This window comes from Streptomyces sp. rh34 (genome assembly GCF_002551245.1).
GTDB lineage: Bacteria > Actinomycetota > Actinomycetes > Streptomycetales > Streptomycetaceae > Streptomyces.
The window spans coordinates 1-20,047 of the sequence record NZ_NTGZ01000048.1; the positions used below are offsets into that span (position 1 = coordinate 1).

The window sequence follows — 20,047 nt, forward strand, 5'->3', positions numbered from 1 at the left end:
GCCATCAGAGATGTGTATAAGAGACAGGCTCGGGCCGGACGCGGCCCGCTGGGGGCTCCTGCGGCCCGCCGGGCACGACCGCGCCGTCCTCGGCCCCGAACTGCTCGTGCAGGGCGAGGCGAACCCGCTCTTCCGGGTCCGGTACGCCTACGCCAGGGCCCGTGCCCTCACCCGCGGGGCCGCCCTCCTCGGCTTCACCGCCGAACCCGCCCCGTACGGCGAGCCCGCCCCGTACGCCGAGCCCGCCCCGTACGGCGAAAGCCGCGCCTCGTACGGGGAAGGCCCCGGTCCCGGTCCCCGCGACGGCGCGGCCCGCCCCCTCCTCGACCTCATCGCCGACCACCCCGGCGCTCTGCTCGCCGCGGCCCGTCACCGTGCGCCCGACCGGGTCGCCCGGCAGCTGGAAGCCGTCGCGCACGCGTTCTTCGGCTTCCACGACTCCTGCCCGCCCCTGCCCGCCGGTGACGAGAAACCCTCGGCCGCCCACCGTGCCCGGCTGGCTCTCGCCGAAGCCGCCGGGACGGTGCTGGCAGGCGGCCTGTCCCTGCTCGGCATCCGTGCGCCCGAACACCTCTGACGCGATCAGAAGAGACCCGAGAGAACTTCACGATGAGCCGCTCCGCACACCCCGCAGGACCCCGTCACGCCGACGTCCTCACCGAGGGGCACTACTCCGCGCCCGCCGCCGACCTCAACGCCCTCGACGCGAAGGTCTGGTCGCGCACCGTCACCCGCGACGCCGACGGCGCGCTCACCGTCGGCGGGATCACCGTCGCCCGGCTCGCTGAGGAGTTCGGCACCCCCGCCTACTTCCTCGACGAGAGCGACTTCCGCGCCCGCTGCCGCGCCTGGGCTGACGCCTTCGGGCCGGGCGCCGACGTCTTCTACGCCGGGAAGGCCTTCCTCTCCCGCGCCGTCGTGCGCTGGCTGAAGGAAGAGGGGCTGAATCTCGACGTCTGCTCCGGGGGGGAGCTGACCACCGCCCTCGATGCCGGCATGCCCGCCGAGCGCATCGCCTTCCACGGCAACAACAAGACCGTCGCCGAGATCGAGCGGGCCGTCGAGGCGGGCGTCGGGCGGATCGTGCTCGACTCCTTCCAGGAGATCGTCCGCGTCGCCCACATCGCCCAGCGGCACGGTGTCCGCCAGCGGGTGCAGATCCGCGTCACCGTCGGTGTCGAGGCCCACACCCACGAGTTCATCGCCACCGCGCACGAGGACCAGAAGTTCGGCATCGCGCTCGCCGACGGGCAGGCCGCCGAGGCGGTGCGCCGCGCCCTGAACCTCGACGGCCTCGAACTCATCGGCGTCCACTCGCACATCGGCTCGCAGATCTTCGACATGGCCGGCTTCGAGGTGTCCGCCCGGCGCGTGGTGCAGCTGCTCGCCGAGATCCGCGACGAGCACGGCGTCGAACTGCCCGAGATCGACCTCGGCGGCGGCCTCGGCATCGCGTACACCTCCGAGGACGACCCCCGCGAACCGCACGAGATCGCCAAGGCGCTCAGCGACATCGTCACCCGCGAGTGCGAGTCGGCGAAGCTGCGCACTCCCCGGATCTCCGTCGAGCCCGGGCGCGCCATCGTCGGACCCACCGCGTTCACGCTGTACGAGGTCGGCACGATCAAGCCCCTGGAGGGGCTGCGGACGTACGTCAGCGTCGACGGCGGCATGTCGGACAACATCCGCACCGCGCTGTACGACGCCGAGTACAGCGTCGCGCTCGTCTCCCGCACCTCGGACGCCGAACCCATGCTCGTCCGGGTCGTCGGCAAGCACTGCGAGAGCGGCGACATCGTGGTCAAGGACGCGTTCCTGCCCGCCGACCTGGCCCCCGGCGACCTGATCGCCGTCCCGGCCACCGGCGCGTACTGCCGTTCCATGGCCAGCAACTACAACCACGCACTGCGCCCGCCGGTCGTCGCGGTCCGCGACGGAGAGGCACGCGCCATCGTCCGGCGCGAGACGGAGGAAGATCTCCTGAGTCTCGATGTCGGCTGATGAAATAGTTATCTCAGGATCCGGACGGGCGGTCAGAAACTCCCGTCCGGTGAGTGAGACTGGTCCCCAATGAGCATGTATGAGAAACGAGGTCGGATGATGCGTACGCGTCCGCTGAAGGTGGCGCTGCTGGGCTGTGGTGTGGTCGGCTCAGAGGTGGCGCGCATCATGACGACGCACGCCGACGACCTCGCGGCGCGCATCGGCGCGCCCGTCGAGCTCGCCGGCGTGGCCGTCCGCCGGCCCTCGAAGGTGCGTGAGGGCATCGATCCCGCACTGATCACCACCGACGCCACCGCGCTCGTGCAGCGCGGCGACATCGACGTCGTCATCGAGGTCATCGGGGGCATCGAGCCGGCCCGGGCGCTCATCACCACCGCCTTCGAGAACGGCGCGAGCGTCGTCTCCGCCAACAAGGCGCTGCTCGCCGAGGACGGTGCGGCCCTGCACGCCGCCGCCGAGAAGTACGGCCGCGATCTGTATTACGAGGCCGCCGTCGCCGGGGCCATCCCGCTCGTGCGGCCGCTGCGCGAGTCGCTCGCCGGGGACAAGGTCAACCGGGTGCTCGGCATCGTGAACGGCACGACCAACTTCATCCTCGACAAGATGGACACCAGCGGCGCCGGCTACTCCGAGGCGCTCGACGAGGCCACCGCCCTCGGCTACGCCGAGGCCGACCCGACCGCCGACGTCGAGGGCTTCGACGCCGCCGCGAAGGCCGCGATCCTCGCCGGGATCGCCTTCCACACGCGCGTGAGGATCGGCGACGTGCACCGCGAGGGCATCACCGAGGTCACCGCCGCCGACATCGCGTCCGCCCGCCGGATGGGCTGCACGGTCAAGCTGCTGGCCATCTGCGAGCGCGCCGCCGACGGGGCCTCCGTCACCGCCCGCGTCCACCCCGCGATGATCCCGCTCAGCCACCCGCTGGCCTCGGTCCGCGAGGCGTACAACGCGGTCTTCATCGAGGCCGACGCTGCCGGGCAGCTCATGTTCTACGGGCCCGGCGCCGGCGGCTCGCCGACCGCCTCCGCGGTCCTCGGCGACCTGGTCGCGGTCTGCCGCAACAAACTGGGCGAGGCCACCGGTCCCGGTGAGTCCGCCTACACGCGCCTGCCGGTCAGCCCCATGGGCGAGGTCGTCACGCGCTACCACATCAGCCTCGACGTGGCCGACAAGCCGGGCGTGCTCGCCCAGGTCGCGACGGTCTTCGCCGAGCAGGGCGTATCGATCGATACCGTCCGCCAGCAGGGAAAGGACGGCGAGGCGTCCCTCGTCGTCGTCACCCACCGCGCGCTCGACGCCGCCCTCTCCGGGACCGTCGAAGCGCTGCGCAAGCTCGACACCGTGCGCGGTGTCGCCAGCATCATGCGTGTTGAAGGGGAGTAAAGGACCCATGACCAGCAAGGGCACCCACCAGTGGCGCGGCATCATCGAGGAGTACCGGGACCGCCTTCCGGTCACGGCTACGACGCCGGTCGTCACGCTTCGTGAGGGCGGTACGCCGCTCGTTCCGGCGCAGGTCCTCTCCGAGCGCACGGGCTGCGAGGTGCACCTCAAGGTCGAGGGCGCCAACCCCACCGGTTCGTTCAAGGACCGCGGCATGACCATGGCCATCACCCGGGCCAAGGAGGAGGGGGCGAAGGCCGTCATCTGCGCCTCCACCGGAAACACCTCGGCCTCCGCCGCGGCGTACGCCGTGCGCGCGGGGATGGTCTGCGCCGTCCTCGTACCGCAGGGCAAGATCGCGCTCGGCAAGATGGGCCAGGCGCTCGTGCACGGCGCCAAGATCCTCCAGGTCGACGGCAACTTCGACGACTGCCTGACCCTGGCCCGCTCGCTCTCGGACAACTACCCGGTGGCGCTGGTCAATTCGGTCAATCCGGTCCGTATCGAGGGCCAGAAGACCGCCGCGTTCGAGATCGTCGACGCGCTCGGCGACGCCCCCGACATCCACGTACTGCCGGTCGGCAACGCGGGCAACATCACCGCGTACTGGAAGGGGTACACCGAGTACGCCGGTGACGCCGTCTCGACCCGCTCCCCGCGCATGTGGGGCTTCCAGGCCTCCGGCTCCGCGCCCATCGTGCGCGGCGAGGTCGTGAAGGACCCGTCGACCATCGCCACCGCGATCCGCATCGGCAACCCGGCCTCCTGGGACTACGCCCTCGCCGCACGCGACGAGTCGGGCGGCTTCATCGACGAGGTGACGGACCGGCAGATCCTGTCCGCGTACCGGCTGTTGGCCTCCCAGGAGGGCGTCTTCGTGGAGCCCGCCTCGGCCGCGTCCGTCGCCGGCCTGCTCAAGGCCGCCGAAGAGGGCAAGGTCGACCCCGGCCAGCGCATCGTCTGCACGGTCACCGGCAACGGCCTCAAGGACCCCGACTGGGCCGTCGCGGGCGCGCCGCAGCCGGTCACGGTCCCGGTCGACGCGGTCGCCGCCGCCGAGAAGCTCGGACTCGTCTGATCCGGTCCCGGGCCGGCCGGGGCCAAGCGCCGCGGCCGGCCCGGGTAACCACGACAACCGGCTCAACCAGCCCCTTTCCGGGGCGGAGAGCGCATGAGAGGCGGGCGACACGCATCGTGCGCCTCCTGTGCGCCCTATGTCGCCACAGAACCTTCCTTCGATAAGCTGTACCCCATCCGCCCGGCATCCGCCCGCCGGACCGCCAGGCCTGCGGTCCCCGTCGTGGCCGTCGGGCCGGCCGCCGGATTCCCGCACCTTTTCGGAGCCCTCCGCCCGCACAGCCGCGACCCCCGCCGTTCGCACCCGCCCATACCCCCGCCCTCAACGCCCCGCCGCCGCAGAGCCACCCGCACTGCATCCCCGCCGCCTTACAAGGAGTGGTCCGACCGATGGCCGGTCCCGCGTTCCGAGCCGCCGCCGTCAGGGTGCGCGTCCCCGCAACCAGCGCCAACCTGGGCCCGGGTTTCGACGCCCTGGGCCTCTCGCTGGGGCTGTACGACGACGTCGTCGTCCGGGTCGCCGACTCCGGGCTGCACATCGACATCGCAGGTGAGGGCAGCCAGACGCTGCCCCGCGACGAGAGCCACCTGCTCGTGCGCTCCCTGCGCACCGCGTTCGACCTGCTCGGCGGCCAGCCCCGCGGGCTGGAGATCGTCTGCGCCAACCGCATCCCGCACGGCCGTGGCCTCGGCTCCTCCTCCGCCGCCATCTGCGCCGGAATCGTCGCCGCCCGCGCCGTGACGACCGGTGGCGACGCCCGCCTCGACGACGCCGCCCTGCTGGAGCTGGCGACCGAGATCGAGGGACACCCCGACAACGTCGCGGCCTGTCTGCTCGGCGGATTCACGCTCGCCTGGATGGACGGCGGCGCGGCCCGGGCGATCAGGATGGACCCCGCCGAATCCGTCGTCCCGGTGGTCTTCGTACCGGGGCGCCCGGTGCTCACCGAGACGGCGCGCGGCCTGCTCCCGCGCACCGTCCCGCACGTCGACGCGGCCCTCAACGCCGGCCGGGCGGCCCTGCTCGTCGAGGCCCTGACCCGCCGCCCGGAGCTGCTGCTCGCCGCCACCGAGGACCGGATCCACCAGGAATACCGGGGTCCCGCCATGCCGGAGAGCGTGGAGCTGGTCAACCGTCTGCGCGCCGACGGCGTGCCCGCGGTCATCTCCGGTGCGGGGCCCACGGTTCTCGCGCTGACGGAGGAAGGCTCGGCCGACAAGGTCGCCCGACTGGCGGGGGAGGGCTGGGCGGCGAACCGGCTGGCCCTCGACGCGACGGGCGCCAGTGTGCTGCCGCTGGCCGCGTAACCGCATGTGATTACCGGTGAGCGAGAGGGGGAATGTTTGTTGGAGCCGGTAGTGTTAACCTCAAGTCTGCAACCGACGTCTTTGAGGCGCGTTGCTTCGTGTCCCCCTCCGGGACCACCATTCTTCCGGGAGCCTCCCCAACTGCCTGAGCAGCCTGCCTGAGCAGTTTCGAGCACGCTCCGGAACCGGCACGACACCCCTCGCTCGTCCAGGAGTGGGCCGAGCAGGGGGATCTCGCGCCGGACCCCGCACGTTCATCTCTCCGCCGTACACCCGGCGGACCACCGCCCCGGCAAGGTCCGCGATCCAGCAAGATCAACAGACCGCTGTCGGACAGCACAACCGGTCGCCGAGCCAGAAGGCCGACGTCCGCTCCAGGGAAGGACCCTTCGTGAGCGACACCACCGATCTGATGGGCGTGACTGCCGACAAGAGCGTCGACAGCGCCGCGCCCGCCGAAGGTGCTGCCACTGGCACCACCGCACGGCGCCGCCGCTCCGGCACCGGCCTCGAGGGCATGGTCCTGGCCGAGCTGCAGCAGGTCGCGTCCGGCCTCGGCATCAGGGGCACTGCGCGGATGCGCAAGAGCCAGCTGATCGAGGTCATCAAGGAGGCGCAGGCGGGTGGCGGATCCGCCGCCCCCAAGACCTCCTCCAAGGCCGCAGAGGCCCCCGCCGAGGCGGAGAGCAAGCCGAAGCGCCGCGCGACCTCGAAGGCGCGCACCGGGGACGAGGCCGCCGCCGGCGCCGAGAAGGACCCGGCCCAGCAGCAGATCGACATCCCCGGCCAGCCGGCCAGCGACGACCAGCCCGCGGGCGAGCGTCGTCGCCGTCGTGCGACCGCGCAGGCGGGCAGCCCCGACACCAAGACCGAGGCGAAGACCGAGGTCAAGGCCAAGGCGGAGCCCCAGGCCGAGCAGAAGACCGAGGAGCGGGCCGAGCCCAAGGGCGATGCCAAGGGCGACGCGAAGGCCGAGGCCGCCGCCGACACGGCCGAGGGCCGTCGCGGTGACCGTCGCGACCGCGGTGAGCGGGGCGACCGGGGTGAGCGCGGCGAGCGCCGTGAGCGTCAGCGCGACCGCCGCGGCAAGGGCGACGACCAGGGCCAGCAGGGCGGCGGCGGGCAGCGCCCGCAGCGCCAGGGTCAGGGGCAGGGCCAGGGTCAGGGTCAGCAGAACCGTGACAACGGTCCGCAGGACGACTTCGACGACGAGGCGGGCGGCCGTCGCGGCCGTCGCGGCCGCTACCGCGACCGCCGCGGACGGCGTGGCCGCGACGACTTCGCCAGCGATGTGCAGGTCGCCGACGACGACGTCCTGATCCCCGTCGCGGGCATCCTGGACATCCTCGACAACTACGCGTTCATCCGGACCTCCGGCTACCTGCCGGGCCCGAACGACGTGTACGTCTCGCTCGCCCAGGTCCGCAAGAACGGCCTGCGCAAGGGCGACCACGTCACCGGCGCGGTGCGCCAGCCCAAGGACGGCGAGCGGCGCGAGAAGTTCAACGCGCTGGTCCGCCTCGACTCGGTCAACGGCATGGCCCCGGAGTCGGGCCGCGGCCGCCCCGAGTTCCAGAAGCTGACGCCGCTCTACCCGCAGGACCGGCTCCGCCTGGAGACCGACTCCAACATCCTGACGACGCGGATCATCGACCTGGTGGCCCCGATCGGCAAGGGTCAGCGCGGGCTCATCGTGGCCCCGCCGAAGACCGGCAAGACCATGATCCTGCAGGCCATCGCCAACGCGATCACGGTCAACAGCCCCGAGTGCCACCTGATGGTCGTCCTGGTCGACGAGCGTCCGGAAGAGGTCACCGACATGCAGCGGTCGGTGAAGGGCGAGGTCATCTCCTCGACCTTCGACCGTCCCGCCGAGGACCACACCACCGTCGCCGAGCTGGCCATCGAGCGCGCCAAGCGCCTCGTCGAGCTGGGGCACGACGTGGTCGTCCTGCTCGACTCGATCACCCGCCTGGGCCGCGCGTACAACCTCGCGGCGCCGGCCTCCGGCCGCATCCTGTCCGGTGGTGTCGACTCGACCGCGCTCTACCCCCCGAAGCGCTTCTTCGGCGCCGCGCGCAACATCGAGGACGGCGGCTCGCTGACCATCCTGGCCACCGCGCTCGTCGAGACCGGGTCGCGCATGGACGAGGTGATCTTCGAGGAGTTCAAGGGCACCGGCAACATGGAGCTCAAGCTCGACCGGAAGCTCTCGGACAAGCGCATTTTCCCGGCGGTGGACGTCGACGCGTCCTCCACCCGTAAGGAAGAGATCCTGCTCGGCACCGACGAGTTGGCGGTCGTCTGGAAGCTGCGCCGGGTGCTGCACGCGCTCGACCAGCAGCAGGCGATCGAGCTCCTCCTGGACCGGATGAAGAAGACCCAGTCCAACGCGGAGTTCCTGCTCCAGATCCAGAAGACGACGCCGGGCAACGGCAACGACTGACCGGCCGGACATCGGCACAGTCCGTCTCCGGGGATCCGTCTCCGCGGACTCTGTCTCCAAGGACTCCGCCCCCTCACTCCGGTGAGGGGGCGGAGTCCTTTTCCGTGACACGTCCGCCGACACGACGCACCGGGCAGTCCTGACCGGCGGCGGCAGCGGCATCCCCGGCGCCCGACACCCCTCGGCCGGCCCGAGACCTTGGCCACACCGGCGCCGGCCCCGCACCACCGGCCGCATCGCGGCACCGGGCACGAAACCGCAGGTGAACGCCGTCTCACGGCCGGTTCGCCCGAACGTCCCCCGGCCCCCGTCCTCCGGCCGGAGCCACAGGCGCGTATGCAACCCTTCTTGCTGCTTCGGCCGTCCCTCCGGAGGAGGCCGACCGCGCGTGGAACACCACGGCAGGGGGCAGACGGGCAACAGGAGTGACGAGGAGACGCGTGAGCGAGCAGAGCAGGAGCACGGGCCGCATACGCGGCACCGGCAGCCGACGGAGGAAGCCGACCCGCCGGCACCGTGCCAAGGTCGTCGCGGCCTGGACGGTGGCGGGAGTCGTGGTCGTCGGCGGGGCCGGACTCGGATACGCGTACGTGGCGCTCGACGGCAACCTCTCCAGCATCGACATCGACGCCAAGCTCGGCGCCGACCGTCCCGACGACGTGGACGACGGCTCGCAGGACATCCTGGTGCTGGGCTCCGACTCGCGCTCCGGCGACAACGGGAAGTACGGCGAGGACGAGGGCGCGGCCCGCTCCGACACGGCGATGGTCGTGCACGTCGACAAGGGCCACAAGTCCGCGAGCGTCGTCTCGATACCCCGCGACACCCTGATAGAGCGCCCCGCCTGCGCCAGTGACACGACGGGCGACCCCGTCGGCGCCGAGCACCGGGCGATGTTCAACACGGCCTACGAGGTCGGCGGGCCCGCCTGCGCGGTGAAGACCGTCGAGTCGATGTCCGGCATCCGCATGGACCACTACCTGGAAGTCGACTTCACCGGCTTCAAGGAGCTCATCGACGAGCTCGGCGGCGTCGAGATCACCGCGAAGACCGCGATCGACGACTCCAAGAGCCACTTGGACCTGGAGCCGGGCACCCACACGCTGAACGGCGAGGAGTCCCTCGGCCTCGTCCGTACGCGCAAGAGCGTCGGCGACGGCAGCGACCTCGGGCGCATCCAGCTCCAGCAGGCGTTCATCAAGGCGCTGATGGACCAGGCGAAGAACGTCGGGGTGTTCACCAGCCCCACCAAGCTCTACGGTCTCGCGGACGCCGCCACCAAGGCCGTCACCACCGACTCCGGACTCGGCTCCGTCAAGAAGCTCACCGGTTTCGCGGGCGGCCTCAAGGGGCTCAACGCCAAGAACGTCCACATGGTGACCCTGCCCGTGGAGTACGACCCGGCCGATCCGAACCGGGTCCTGCCGCAGGAGGAGGCCGGCCGGCAGGTCTGGGCCGCCCTCAAGCACGACCGGCCGATCCCCGCCTCCGCCACCGAGGAGTCGGCCGGCGACAAGGGCGACGCCGCGGAGATCGTCGAGTAACCCCACCCCTCACGCTCCGTGCGCGTGCCGTGGGGGAATACCTGCGCTCCGCCCCCGGTTTTGGGAGATACGGCCGGTCCTGGCAGACTGGTACGTCGGCCCCGGTTCACGGCCGCGCAATCCGCGCGGACGACCCGGCGCCCTCCCGAAACTAGGAGACACCTTGAAGCGCGACATCCACCCCGAGTACGTCGAGACGCAGGTCAGCTGCACCTGCGGTGCGTCGTTCACCACCCGGAGCACCATCGACAGCGGCAACATCCGCGCCGACGTCTGCTCCGAGTGCCACCCGTTCTACACGGGCAAGCAGAAGATCCTCGACACTGGCGGCCGCGTGGCCCGCTTCGAGGCCCGCTTCGGCAAGGCTGCCGGCTCCGCCAGCAAGTAGCGAGCCACTGCGCCGGTTCACGGCGCCCTCTTCCCGGGGGCGTCGGAACCGGCGTTTTTTCCGGTCGGGTGCCCGGGGGAGCCCCCGCCGGACACCCCACCGGGCAGTACGCCCTCCAGCAGGCCCGCAGACGCACACCCAACCAGGAGCCCCCGAATGTTCGAGGCGGTCGAGGAACTGATCGGTGAACACACCGGTCTTGAGAAGAAGCTCGCCGACCCGTCGGTCCACGCCGACCAGGCCAACGCGCGCAAGCTGAACAAGCGCTACGCGGAGCTGACCCCGATCGTCTCCACGTACCGGACCTGGAAGCAGACCGGCGAGGACATCGAGACCGCCCGCGAGTACGCCGCGGACGACCCCGACTTCGCCGCCGAGGTCAAGGACCTGGAGAGGCAGCGCGAAGAGCTCACCGAGAAGCTCCGCCTCCTCCTCGTCCCGCGCGACCCCAGCGACGACAAGGACGTGCTCCTGGAGATCAAGGCGGGCGCCGGCGGCGACGAGTCCGCCCTGTTCGCGGGCGACCTGCTGCGCATGTACCTGCGCTACGCCGAGCGCGTCGGCTGGAAGACCGAGATCATCGACTCCACCGAGTCCGAGCTCGGCGGCTACAAGGACGTCCAGGTCGCCGTGAAGACCAAGGGCGGCAACGGCGCCACCGAGCCCGGCCAGGGCGTCTGGGCCCGGATGAAGTACGAGGGCGGCGTGCACCGCGTGCAGCGCGTGCCCTCCACCGAGTCCCAGGGCCGCATCCACACCTCCGCCGCGGGCGTGCTCGTCACCCCCGAGGCCGAGGAGGTCGACGTCGAGATCCACGCCAACGACCTGCGCATCGACGTCTACCGCTCCTCGGGCCCCGGCGGCCAGTCCGTCAACACGACCGACTCCGCCGTCCGCATCACGCACCTGCCCACCGGCGTCGTCGCCTCCTGCCAGAACGAGAAGAGCCAGCTCCAGAACAAGGAGCAGGCCATGCGCATCCTGCGCTCCCGGCTGCTGGCCGCCGCCCAGGAGGCCGCCGAGCAGGAGGCCTCCGACGTACGCCGCAGCCAGGTTCGCACCGTCGACCGCTCCGAGAAGATCCGGACGTACAACTTCCCGGAAAACCGCATCTCGGACCACCGCGTCGGCTTCAAGGCGTACAACTTGGACCAGGTGCTCGACGGAGAGCTGGACGCCGTCATCCAGGCATGCGTCGACGCCGACTCCGCCGCCAAGCTCGCCAACGCGTAAGCGACCCGCCCGCCCCGCACACCCGTAACCCGTACGGAGAACCGCGATGAACCTGCTGCTCGCCGAGGTGGCCCAGGCCACCCAGCGGCTGGCCGACGCCGGTGTCCCCTCACCGCGATTCGACGCCGAGGAACTCGCGGCCTTCGTCCACGGGGTGAAGCGGGGCGCGCTGCACACGGTGCCCGACACGGACTTCGACGCCCGGTACTGGGAGACGATCGCCCGCCGCGAGGCCCGCGAACCGCTCCAGCACATCACCGGCCGCGCCTTCTTCCGCTACCTGGAGCTCCAGGTCGGACCCGGCGTCTTCGTGCCCCGCCCGGAGACCGAGTCCGTCGTCGGCTGGGCCATAGACGCGGTGCGCGCGATGGACGTCGTCGAGCCCGTCGTCGTCGACCTGTGCACCGGATCGGGCGCCATCGCGCTCGCCATGGCGCAGGAGGTCCCCCGCTCCCGTGTGCACGCCGTGGAGCTGTCCGAGGACGCCCTCAGGTGGACGCGGAAGAACGCCGAGGGGTCCAGGGTCACCGTGCACAAGGGAGACGCCCTGAGCGCCCTTCCCGAGCTCGACGGCCAGGTCGACCTGGTCATCTCCAACCCGCCGTACATCCCGCTCACCGAGTGGGAGTACGTCGCCCCCGAGGCCCGCGACCACGACCCGGAGATGGCCCTGTTCTCCGGTGAGGACGGCCTCGACACCATCCGCGGCATCGAACGCACCGCCCACCGTCTGCTGCGCCCCGGCGGCCTCGTCGTCATCGAACACGCCGACACCCAGGGCGGCCAGGTGCCGTGGATCTTCACCGAGGAGCGGGGCTGGGCGGATGCCGCCGACCACCCCGACCTCAACAAGCGGCCCCGGTTCGCCACCGCCCGCAAGGCCATGCCGTGACCGGCGCCCGGCACCACCACCCGTACCCGTACCCGCTCCAGGAGGCCGGCTGATGGCTCGGCGATACGACTGCAACGACGCCACCGACCGGACCACGGGCCTGCGCGAGGCCGCATCGGCCGTCCGCCGGGGCGAACTGGTCGTGCTGCCCACCGACACCGTGTACGGGATCGGTGCGGACGCCTTCACCTCGGAGGCCGTCGCGGACCTGCTGGACGCCAAGGGCCGGGGCCGCAACATGCCCACCCCCGTCCTCATCGGCTCGCCCAACACCCTGCACGGCCTGGTCACCGACTTCTCCGAGGACGCCTGGGAGCTCGTCGACGCCTTCTGGCCCGGCGCCCTCACCCTCGTCGCCAAGCACCAGCCCTCCCTCCAGTGGGACCTCGGCGACACCCGCGGCACCGTCGCCATCCGGATGCCCCTGCACCCGGTCGCCATCGAGCTGCTGACCGAGGTCGGCCCGATGGCCGTCTCCAGCGCCAACCTCACCGGGCACCCCTCGCCCGAGGACTGCGACGCCGCCCAGGGCATGCTCGGCGACTCCGTCTCCGTCTACCTCGACGGCGGCCCGACGCCCGGCATCGTGCCGTCCTCGATCGTCGACGTCACCGGTGCCACCCCGGTCCTGCTGCGTGCCGGCGCCCTCTCCGCGGAGGAGCTGCGCAAGGTGGTCCCCGACCTCGAGGTGGCCAATTGACCGCCCCCGAGGGGCGTGGCATAGCGGGGCGGACCGACACCTTCCGCATCCTCCACGTCAGCACCGGCAACGTCTGCCGCTCACCGATCACCGAGCGGCTGACCCGCCATGCCCTGGTGGACCGGCTCGGCGACCCGCTCAGCGGCGGCCTCGTCGTGGAGAGCGCGGGCACCTGGGGCCACGAGGGCGCGCCCATGGAGGCCAACGCCGAGGTCGTCCTCGCCGACTTCGGCGCGGACGCCACCGGCTTCGTCGGGCGCGAGCTGCTGGACGAGCACGTGATCCGCGCCGACCTGGTCCTCACCGCCACCCGCGACCACCGCGCCCAGGTCATCTCCATGGGCCACTCCGCGGGCCTGCGCACCTTCACGCTCAAGGAGTTCACCCGGCTGGTGCGGGCCATCGACCCGGCCACCCTGCCGGACCCGCGCGACGAGGGTGTCGTCGAGCGCGCCCGCGCCCTGGTGCGCGCCGCCGCCGCGCTGCGCGGCTGGCTGCTGGCCCCGACCGCCGAGGCGGACGAGGTCTATGACCCCTACGGCGCTCCCATCACCTTCTTCCGCTCCATCGGCGACGAGATCAACCAGGCGCTCGACCCCGTCGTCACCGCGCTCACCGGCGTACGCGCCCCGCACTGACGGGTCGTGCGCACGCCGTACCGGGGGCGGGTGCGCCGACCGGCGTACGGCACCCCGCGACAGCGGGCACGGCGCCCGGCCCCGGCCTACATTGGAGCTGACACCGGCACCCCTCGCCGGCGCACCCACCTCCAGGCCCGGAGCCGTCCCATGCCGGTCACCTCTCCCGCCGCACCCGCAGCCGTGTCGCCCGCGCCCGACGCCCTGCCCCAGGACTCCGGCGCCCTGCTCCGCCAGGACCCCGAGATCGCCGGGGTCCTCCTCGCGGAGAGCGACCGGCAGGCGAACACCCTCCAGCTGATCGCCGCCGAGAACTTCCAGTCGCCCGCGGTCCTCGCGGCCCTCGGCTCCCCGCTCGCCAACAAGTACGCCGAGGGGTACCCGGGCGCCCGCCACCACGGCGGCTGCGAGCACGCGGACGCCGCCGAACGCATCGCCGTCCGCCGGGCCACCGCCCTCTTCGGCGCCGAACACGCCAACGTCCAGCCGCACTCCGGCTCCTCGGCCGTCCTCGCCGCCTACGCCGCGCTGCTGCGCCCGGGCGACACGGTGCTCGCGATGGGGCTCCCGTACGGGGGACACCTCACCCACGGGGCGCCGGGCAACTTCTCCGGCCGCTGGTTCGACTTCGTCGGCTACGGGGTGGACCCGGACACCGGGCTGATCGACTACACCCGGCTCCGCGCCCTGGCCCGCGCCCGCCGCCCCAAGGCGATCGTCTGCGGCTCGATCTCCTACCCCCGCCACCCCGACTACGCGCTGTTCCGGGAGATCGCCGACGAGACCGGGGCCCGTCTGATCGTGGACGCCGCCCACCCGATGGGGCTGATCGCCGGGGGAGCGGCGCCGAGCCCGGTCCCGTACGCCGACGTGGTCTGCGCCACCACGCACAAGGTGCTGCGCGGGCCGCGCGGCGGCATGATCCTGTGCGGCGCGGAGCTGGCCGAGCGGATCGACCGGGCGGTGTTCCCGTTCACGCAGGGCGGCGCGCAGATGCACACGGTGGCGGCGAAGGCCGTCGCGTTCGGGGAGGCCGCCACCCCCGCGTACACCCTCTACGCCCACCAGGTCGTCGCCCACGCCCGGGTGCTCGCCGCCGGCCTGGCGGCGGAGGGCTTCGAGGTGACCACGGGCGACACGGACACCCACATCGTCGTCGCGGACCCGGCCCCGCTCGGCGTCGACGGCCACACCGCCCGGGAGCGGCTGGCGGCGGCCGGTATGGTCCTGGACACCTGCGCACTGCCGTACGGGGACGCCCGGGGCATCCGCCTGGGCACCGCCGCCGTCACCACCCAGGGGATGGACGAGGGGGACATGGCCCGCATCGCGGCCCTGTTCGGAGCGGCCGTACGGGAGCCGGGCGATGTGAGCCCGATCGCGGCGGAGGTCCGTGCACTGGCCGCGCGCAATCCGCCGTATCCGGGGTAGCGGAGTCCGCGGTACCCGGAGCGGCGGACTCCGCCGTATCCGGGGCACACGAACCCTGTGCAACCATCACCCGTACCGTGGAGTCCTTGTTTCAGAGACTAGGGTGTGGTTTTTGGATGGCCGGCGAGTTCTGTGGGGCAGCCCGTGCGTGATTACCTGCTGACGCTCTGTGTTACGGCAGCGGTGACCTATCTGCTGACCGGACCGGTGCGAAAGTTCGCCATCGCGGTCGGGGCGATGCCCGCGATCCGTGCGCGTGACGTCCACCGCGAGCCGACACCCCGGCTCGGTGGGATCGCCATGTTCGGCGGACTGTGCGCGGGGCTCATCGTCGCCGACCACCTCTACAACCTGAACAGCGTCTTCGAACTCTCCAACGAGCCGAGAGCCCTGCTCTCCGGCGCCGCGCTGATCTGGCTGATCGGCGTCCTGGACGACAAGTTCGAGATCGACGCCCTGATCAAGCTCGGCGGCCAGATGATCGCCGCCGCCGTCATGGTCATCCAGGGTCTGACGATCCTGTGGCTGCCGATCCCCGGCGTCGGCACGGTCGCCCTCACCCAGTGGCAGGGCACGCTGCTCACGGTGGCGCTGGTCGTCATCACGATCAACGCGGTCAACTTCGTCGACGGCCTGGACGGGCTCGCGGCGGGCATGGTGTGCATCGCGTCGGCGGCGTTCTTCCTGTACGCGTACCGCCTCTGGTACGGGTACGGGATCGAGGCGGCGGCCCCCGCGACCCTGTTCGCGGCGATCCTGATGGGCATGTGCCTCGGCTTCCTGCCGCACAACATGCATCCGGCGCGGATCTTCATGGGCGACTCGGGCTCGATGCTGATCGGCCTGGTGCTGTCGGCGGGCGCGATCTCGATCACGGGGCAGGTCGACCCTGACCTCATGAAGCTCTTCGAGGGCAGCGAACGCGAGGCCACCCACGCCCTGCTGCCGGTCTTCATCCCGCTGGTGCTGCCGCTGACGATCATCGCGATCCCGGCCGCCGACCTGGTCCTCGCCATCGTCCGGCGCACCTGGAACGGCCAGTCGCCGTTCGCCGCCGACCGGGGCCACCTGCACCACCGGCTGCTGGAGATCGGCCACTCGCACAGCCGGGCCGTGCTGATCATGTACTTCTGGTCGGCTCTCATCGCCTTCGGCGCCGTCGGCTACTCGGTGCACTCGGCCTCGATGTGGATCGTCTTCGTCATCATGGCGTCGAGCGCGGTGGGCCTCGTCCTGCTGCTGATGCCGCGCTTCACCCCGCGCGCCCCGCACTGGGCCAACCGCTTCGTGCCGCCGCGGTACCGCCACCGGTCGGCGGAGGAGGATTCCGCCCTCCCGTACGAGGAGAGGCCGGCGCCCGTGGCCTCCGGAGCCCAACTGGGCCCGGCAGACGCCGGGATGGACGAGGAGGCCGACGAGCGGGCTCCCGTGGCGGTCGGAGTGTCCGGCGTCAACGGTGCTACCGCGATCGGCGCTCGTTCGCGGTTCCCGGATCACCGCGCGATCGACTCCTCACGCTGACGATTCGGAACTCATGGTGCATTACCAGACATTGCTCCCTCTTGTCGTGCTCACACGCACGGATTAGCTCTCATGTGTGACGGTTGGCACACCTTTGAGGTAAAGACCTCATCAAATAGTTTGTGATACCGTTCACGAGACCCGGTGACGGAGCCGAAGGACCCTAGTAGGACGGTCCATTGGCCCGGAAATCCGCCTCGCGGACCGGGCCTACGCTCGTCCATGACGACGCCCCATTCCTCCCCTCAGACCAGTGGAGCTGCCGCCATGCAGTCCGACATGCGCGAAGTGCTGCGCATCGCCGTCCCCACCGCCGCAGTGGGCGCCATCGCCACGCTCGTCGGCGGTCTGCTCGCCGGTGGCGAGGGGGCGATCGGTGCCGCGGTGGGCTGCGTGGTCGTGATCGTCTTCATGGCGCTCGGACTGCTGGCGCTCAACTGGGTCGGCAAGACCATGCCTCACCTGTTCCAGGGCATGGGGCTGATGATTTACTCGGCTCAGCTCGTGCTCCTGCTCATCTTCATCCTGAGCATCAGGAACACCTCGCTCTTCGATCTTCAGGTCTTCGCCCTCTCGCTGGTCGCGGCCGTCATCACGTGGATCACCACGCAGGCCGTGCTGCACTCCCGGAGCAAGACCCTCTACGTCGACCCCGAGGCGGACGCCCGGAACCGTCCGGGCGGACCTGGGGGAGATCGTGATGAGTAGGGGCGGAATAAAGCCATGTTCGACGTGCTGCTATCGTCCGGTCTCGGTTGCGGTAGTGCGAGCGCGGGCAACAAGGCGGTCGCTTGATTCATCGCGAGGCTTCGGGCCCGGCCGCCGCCTCCTCACCGTAAGAACCAGTCCGGTGCCGACCTGCGGCCACCCGCCGCTCCGACACAACGAGGTAGCCGCATCCATGCGCCATGCAGAAGGAGCTCTTGGTGACTGACGCCCAGACGCTCGCCTTCGAGACGAACTGCCACCTGTTCAAGGACTGCGGGTTCCAAGCTCCCAGTGTGTGGTCGTTCATCTTCGACCCGCTCTTCACTGTCGGGTCTGTCGAGTTCAACAAGCCCATGTTGCTCGCGATCATCGGAACCTTCGCGATCCTGGCCTTCTTCTGGGCCGGTTTCTCGAAGCCGAAGGTCGTCCCGGGCAAGCTGCAGATGGTCGCCGAGGCGCTGTACGACTTCGTCCACCGAGGTATCGCCAAGGAGGTCATCGGCAAGAAGGGCGAGCCCTTCGTCCCGCTGCTGGTCTCCCTGTTCTTCTTCGTCTGGATCCTGAACCTCTGGGCCCTCATCCCGCTCGCCCAGTTCCCGGTCAGCTCCGTCATCGCCTACCCCGTCGGCCTCGCGCTGGTCGTCTGGGTCACGTACATGACGGTGACGTTCCGGTCGAACGGATTCGTCGGAGGCATCCGCAACCTCTGCGTCCCGAGCGGTCTGCCCAAGCCGATCTACGTGCTGCTGACGCCGCTGGAGTTCATCTCCAACGTCATCGTCCGCCCGTTCACGCTGGCGGTGCGACTCTTCGCGAACATGTTCGCGGGCCACATCCTGATCCTGATCTTCACGATCGCCACCTGGTACATGCTCGGCACCGTCCTGGGCACGGTCTACGCCGGCGCGTCGTTCATCATGACGCTCGTCATCACCGTGTTCGAGATGTTCATCCAGGCCCTTCAGGCCTACGTGTTCACCGTGCTGACCGCCACGTACCTCTCCCAGGCGCTCGAAGAAGCCCACTGAGGACCTGCCGGCCCCCGGCTCCCGCCCTCAGATCCCCAGTCGCCCGGTGCGAAGACCATTTCCACCGGACCCACCAAGAGAAGGAACCACAGACATGTCTGCTGCTTTCGAGACCCTCGCGGCCGTGAACGGCAACGTCGGCACCATCGGCTACGGCCTCGCCGCGATCGGCCCCGGCATCGGCATCGGCATCATCTTCGGTAACGGTGTGCAGGCCATCGCCCGCCAGCCCGAGGCTGCCGGCCTCATCCGCCAGAACATGCTGCTCGGCTTCGCCGTCGTCGAGGCCCTGGCCCTGATCGGCTTCGTCGTTCCGTTCATCGTCAAGTGACGTTGTGGCTGTAGCCCCATTCGACGAAAGGTCCACCATGATGTACCTGGCAGCCGAGGAACCGCAGATGCCTCTGCTCCCGGTCTGGCCTGAAGTCGTCATCGGCTTGATCTGCTTCGGCATCGTCTTCTTCGTCTTCTCGAAGAAGCTGCTTCCGGTGATCAACAAGACCCTGGAAGAGCGCCGCGAGGCGATCGAGGGTGGCATCGAGAAGGCCGAAGCGGCTCAGATCGAGGCCCAGAGCGTTCTTGAGCAGTACAAGGCTCAGCTCGCCGAAGCCCGCCACGAGGCCGCCCGTCTGCGCCAGGAGGCGCAGGAGCAGGGTGCCGTCATCATCCAGGAGATGAAGGCGGAAGGTCAGCGGCAGCGCGAAGAGATCATCGCCGCCGGCCACACCCAGATCGAGGCCGACCGCAAGGCCGCTGCCTCGGCGCTGCGCCAGGACGTGGGCAAGCTCGCCACCGACCTGGCCGGCAAGCTCGTCGGCGAGTCCCTCCAGGACCACGCCCGGCAGAGCGGCACCGTCGACCGTTTCCTCGACGAGCTCGAGGCGAAGGCCGAGGCAGCCCGATGAACAGCGCGAGCCGCGAAGCACTGGCTGCCGCACGCGAGCGTCTCGACGCGCTGACCGACAACACGTCGGTCGACGCGGCGAAGCTCGCCGAGGAGCTGGCATCGGTCACCGCGCTGCTCCACCGCGAAGTATCCCTGCGCCGGGTCCTCACCGACCCGGCCCAGAGCGGCGAGAGCAAGGCCGAGCTGGCCGCGCGTCTGCTCGGCGGACAGGTGGGCGGCGAGACCCTCGACCTGGTCTCCGGACTGGTCCGGTCCCGCTGGTCGCAGTCGCGTGACCTGGTGGACTCGGTCGAGGAACTGGCGAACACCGCAGACCTCACCGCGGCCCAGCGCGGCGGCCGCCTCGACGACGTCGAGGACGAGCTGTTCCGGTTCGGCCGGATCGTCGGCTCCGACAAGGAGCTGCGCTCCGCGCTCACCAGCCGTACGGCCACGGCGTCCGCCAAGGGCGAGCTGCTGCGCAGCCTGCTCGGCGGCAAGGCGCAGCCGGTCACCGAGCGGATCATCGTCCGCCTGGTCACCCAGCCCCGTGGACGTAGCCTGGAAGCAGGGCTGGACTCGCTGTCCAAGCTCGCCGCGGAGCGCCGGGACCGCATGGTCGCCGTCGTCACCTCGGCGGTGCCGCTCAGCGACCGGCAGAAGCAGCGCCTCGGCGACGCCCTGGCGAAGCTCTACGGCCGGCAGATGCACCTGAACCTGGACGTGGACCCCGCGGTCCTCGGCGGGATCTCGGTGCGCGTCGGTGACGAGATCATCAACGGCACCGTCGCGGAGCGCCTCGAAGAGGCGACCCGACGCATGGCCGGCTGACACAGAGCAAGAACAAGCAAGACCAG

The 20,047-nt window shown here is 70.7% G+C and carries 19 protein-coding genes; all 19 read left to right on the forward strand.

Translation table 11 applies throughout. The features are described 5' to 3' along the window. A partial coding sequence (locus CR470_RS12190; RefSeq protein WP_257138595.1) for a DALR anticodon-binding domain-containing protein occupies nucleotides 1–577 on the forward strand: 577 nt, incomplete at its 5' end. A gap of 32 nt (nucleotides 578–609) precedes the next feature. Continuing rightward, complete coding sequence (gene lysA / locus CR470_RS12195; RefSeq protein WP_097867614.1) at nucleotides 610–2,001, forward strand: diaminopimelate decarboxylase; 1,392 nt, start codon at nucleotides 610–612, stop codon at nucleotides 1,999–2,001. A 99-nt stretch (nucleotides 2,002–2,100) separates the two neighbouring features. Further along, nucleotides 2,101–3,390, forward strand: a complete 1,290-nt coding sequence (locus tag CR470_RS12200; protein WP_097867634.1) for a homoserine dehydrogenase — start codon at nucleotides 2,101–2,103, stop codon at nucleotides 3,388–3,390. A gap of 7 nt (nucleotides 3,391–3,397) precedes the next feature. Next, nucleotides 3,398–4,468 carry a threonine synthase gene (thrC, locus tag CR470_RS12205; RefSeq protein WP_097867615.1) on the forward strand — a complete coding sequence of 357 codons (1,071 nt, stop codon included), beginning with the start codon at nucleotides 3,398–3,400 and terminating at the stop codon, nucleotides 4,466–4,468. Nucleotides 4,469–4,857: 389 nt separating this feature from the next. Beyond that, the gene (thrB, locus tag CR470_RS12210) at nucleotides 4,858–5,775 is read left to right on the forward strand and encodes a homoserine kinase (protein ID WP_097867616.1); all 918 of its coding nucleotides are present in this window, start codon (nucleotides 4,858–4,860) and stop codon (nucleotides 5,773–5,775) included. Nucleotides 5,776–6,166: 391 nt separating this feature from the next. Further along, nucleotides 6,167–8,221: a transcription termination factor Rho gene (gene rho, locus CR470_RS12215; protein WP_097867617.1), complete on the forward strand. Its 2,055-nt coding sequence runs from the start codon at nucleotides 6,167–6,169 to the stop codon at nucleotides 8,219–8,221. A 440-nt stretch (nucleotides 8,222–8,661) separates the two neighbouring features. After that, on the forward strand, nucleotides 8,662–9,765 hold the full coding sequence (locus CR470_RS12220; RefSeq protein WP_097867618.1) for an LCP family protein: 1,104 nt from the start codon (nucleotides 8,662–8,664) through the stop codon (nucleotides 9,763–9,765). Between the two features lie 163 nt (nucleotides 9,766–9,928). Further along, the gene (rpmE, locus tag CR470_RS12225; RefSeq protein WP_018958997.1) at nucleotides 9,929–10,153 is read left to right on the forward strand and encodes a 50S ribosomal protein L31; all 225 of its coding nucleotides are present in this window, start codon (nucleotides 9,929–9,931) and stop codon (nucleotides 10,151–10,153) included. Between the two features lie 156 nt (nucleotides 10,154–10,309). Next, on the forward strand, nucleotides 10,310–11,386 hold the full coding sequence (prfA, locus tag CR470_RS12230; RefSeq protein WP_097867619.1) for a peptide chain release factor 1: 1,077 nt from the start codon (nucleotides 10,310–10,312) through the stop codon (nucleotides 11,384–11,386). Between the two features lie 46 nt (nucleotides 11,387–11,432). After that, a complete protein-coding gene (gene prmC / locus CR470_RS12235) occupies nucleotides 11,433–12,278 on the forward strand; it encodes a peptide chain release factor N(5)-glutamine methyltransferase (RefSeq protein ID WP_073878327.1) in 846 nt (281 codons plus the stop codon). 52 nt (nucleotides 12,279–12,330) lie between these two features. Continuing rightward, entirely contained in the window at nucleotides 12,331–12,978 is a 648-nt protein-coding gene (locus CR470_RS12240; protein WP_097867620.1) for an L-threonylcarbamoyladenylate synthase, read from the forward strand. After that, complete coding sequence (locus CR470_RS12245; protein ID WP_007447717.1) at nucleotides 12,975–13,616, forward strand: arsenate reductase/protein-tyrosine-phosphatase family protein; 642 nt, start codon at nucleotides 12,975–12,977, stop codon at nucleotides 13,614–13,616. The genes CR470_RS12240 and CR470_RS12245 overlap by 4 nt, the downstream gene beginning before the upstream one ends. Nucleotides 13,617–13,766: 150 nt before the next feature. Continuing rightward, nucleotides 13,767–15,047 carry a serine hydroxymethyltransferase gene (gene glyA, locus CR470_RS12250; protein WP_097867621.1) on the forward strand — a complete coding sequence of 427 codons (1,281 nt, stop codon included), beginning with the start codon at nucleotides 13,767–13,769 and terminating at the stop codon, nucleotides 15,045–15,047. Between the two features lie 132 nt (nucleotides 15,048–15,179). Continuing rightward, complete coding sequence (locus CR470_RS12255) at nucleotides 15,180–16,568, forward strand: MraY family glycosyltransferase (protein ID WP_179892229.1); 1,389 nt, start codon at nucleotides 15,180–15,182, stop codon at nucleotides 16,566–16,568. 267 nt (nucleotides 16,569–16,835) lie between these two features. Further along, complete coding sequence (locus CR470_RS12260) at nucleotides 16,836–17,276, forward strand: hypothetical protein (RefSeq protein WP_097867623.1); 441 nt, start codon at nucleotides 16,836–16,838, stop codon at nucleotides 17,274–17,276. Nucleotides 17,277–17,476: 200 nt separating this feature from the next. Then, the gene (atpB, locus tag CR470_RS12265) at nucleotides 17,477–18,304 is read left to right on the forward strand and encodes a F0F1 ATP synthase subunit A (RefSeq protein ID WP_003966255.1); all 828 of its coding nucleotides are present in this window, start codon (nucleotides 17,477–17,479) and stop codon (nucleotides 18,302–18,304) included. 94 nt (nucleotides 18,305–18,398) lie between these two features. Next, nucleotides 18,399–18,635: an ATP synthase F0 subunit C gene (gene atpE, locus CR470_RS12270; protein WP_003966254.1), complete on the forward strand. Its 237-nt coding sequence runs from the start codon at nucleotides 18,399–18,401 to the stop codon at nucleotides 18,633–18,635. A gap of 37 nt (nucleotides 18,636–18,672) precedes the next feature. After that, entirely contained in the window at nucleotides 18,673–19,209 is a 537-nt protein-coding gene (locus CR470_RS12275) for a F0F1 ATP synthase subunit B (protein ID WP_097867624.1), read from the forward strand. Beyond that, on the forward strand, nucleotides 19,206–20,021 hold the full coding sequence (locus CR470_RS12280; RefSeq protein WP_097867625.1) for a F0F1 ATP synthase subunit delta: 816 nt from the start codon (nucleotides 19,206–19,208) through the stop codon (nucleotides 20,019–20,021). The genes CR470_RS12275 and CR470_RS12280 overlap by 4 nt, the downstream gene beginning before the upstream one ends. Nucleotides 20,022–20,047 lie beyond the last annotated feature (26 nt).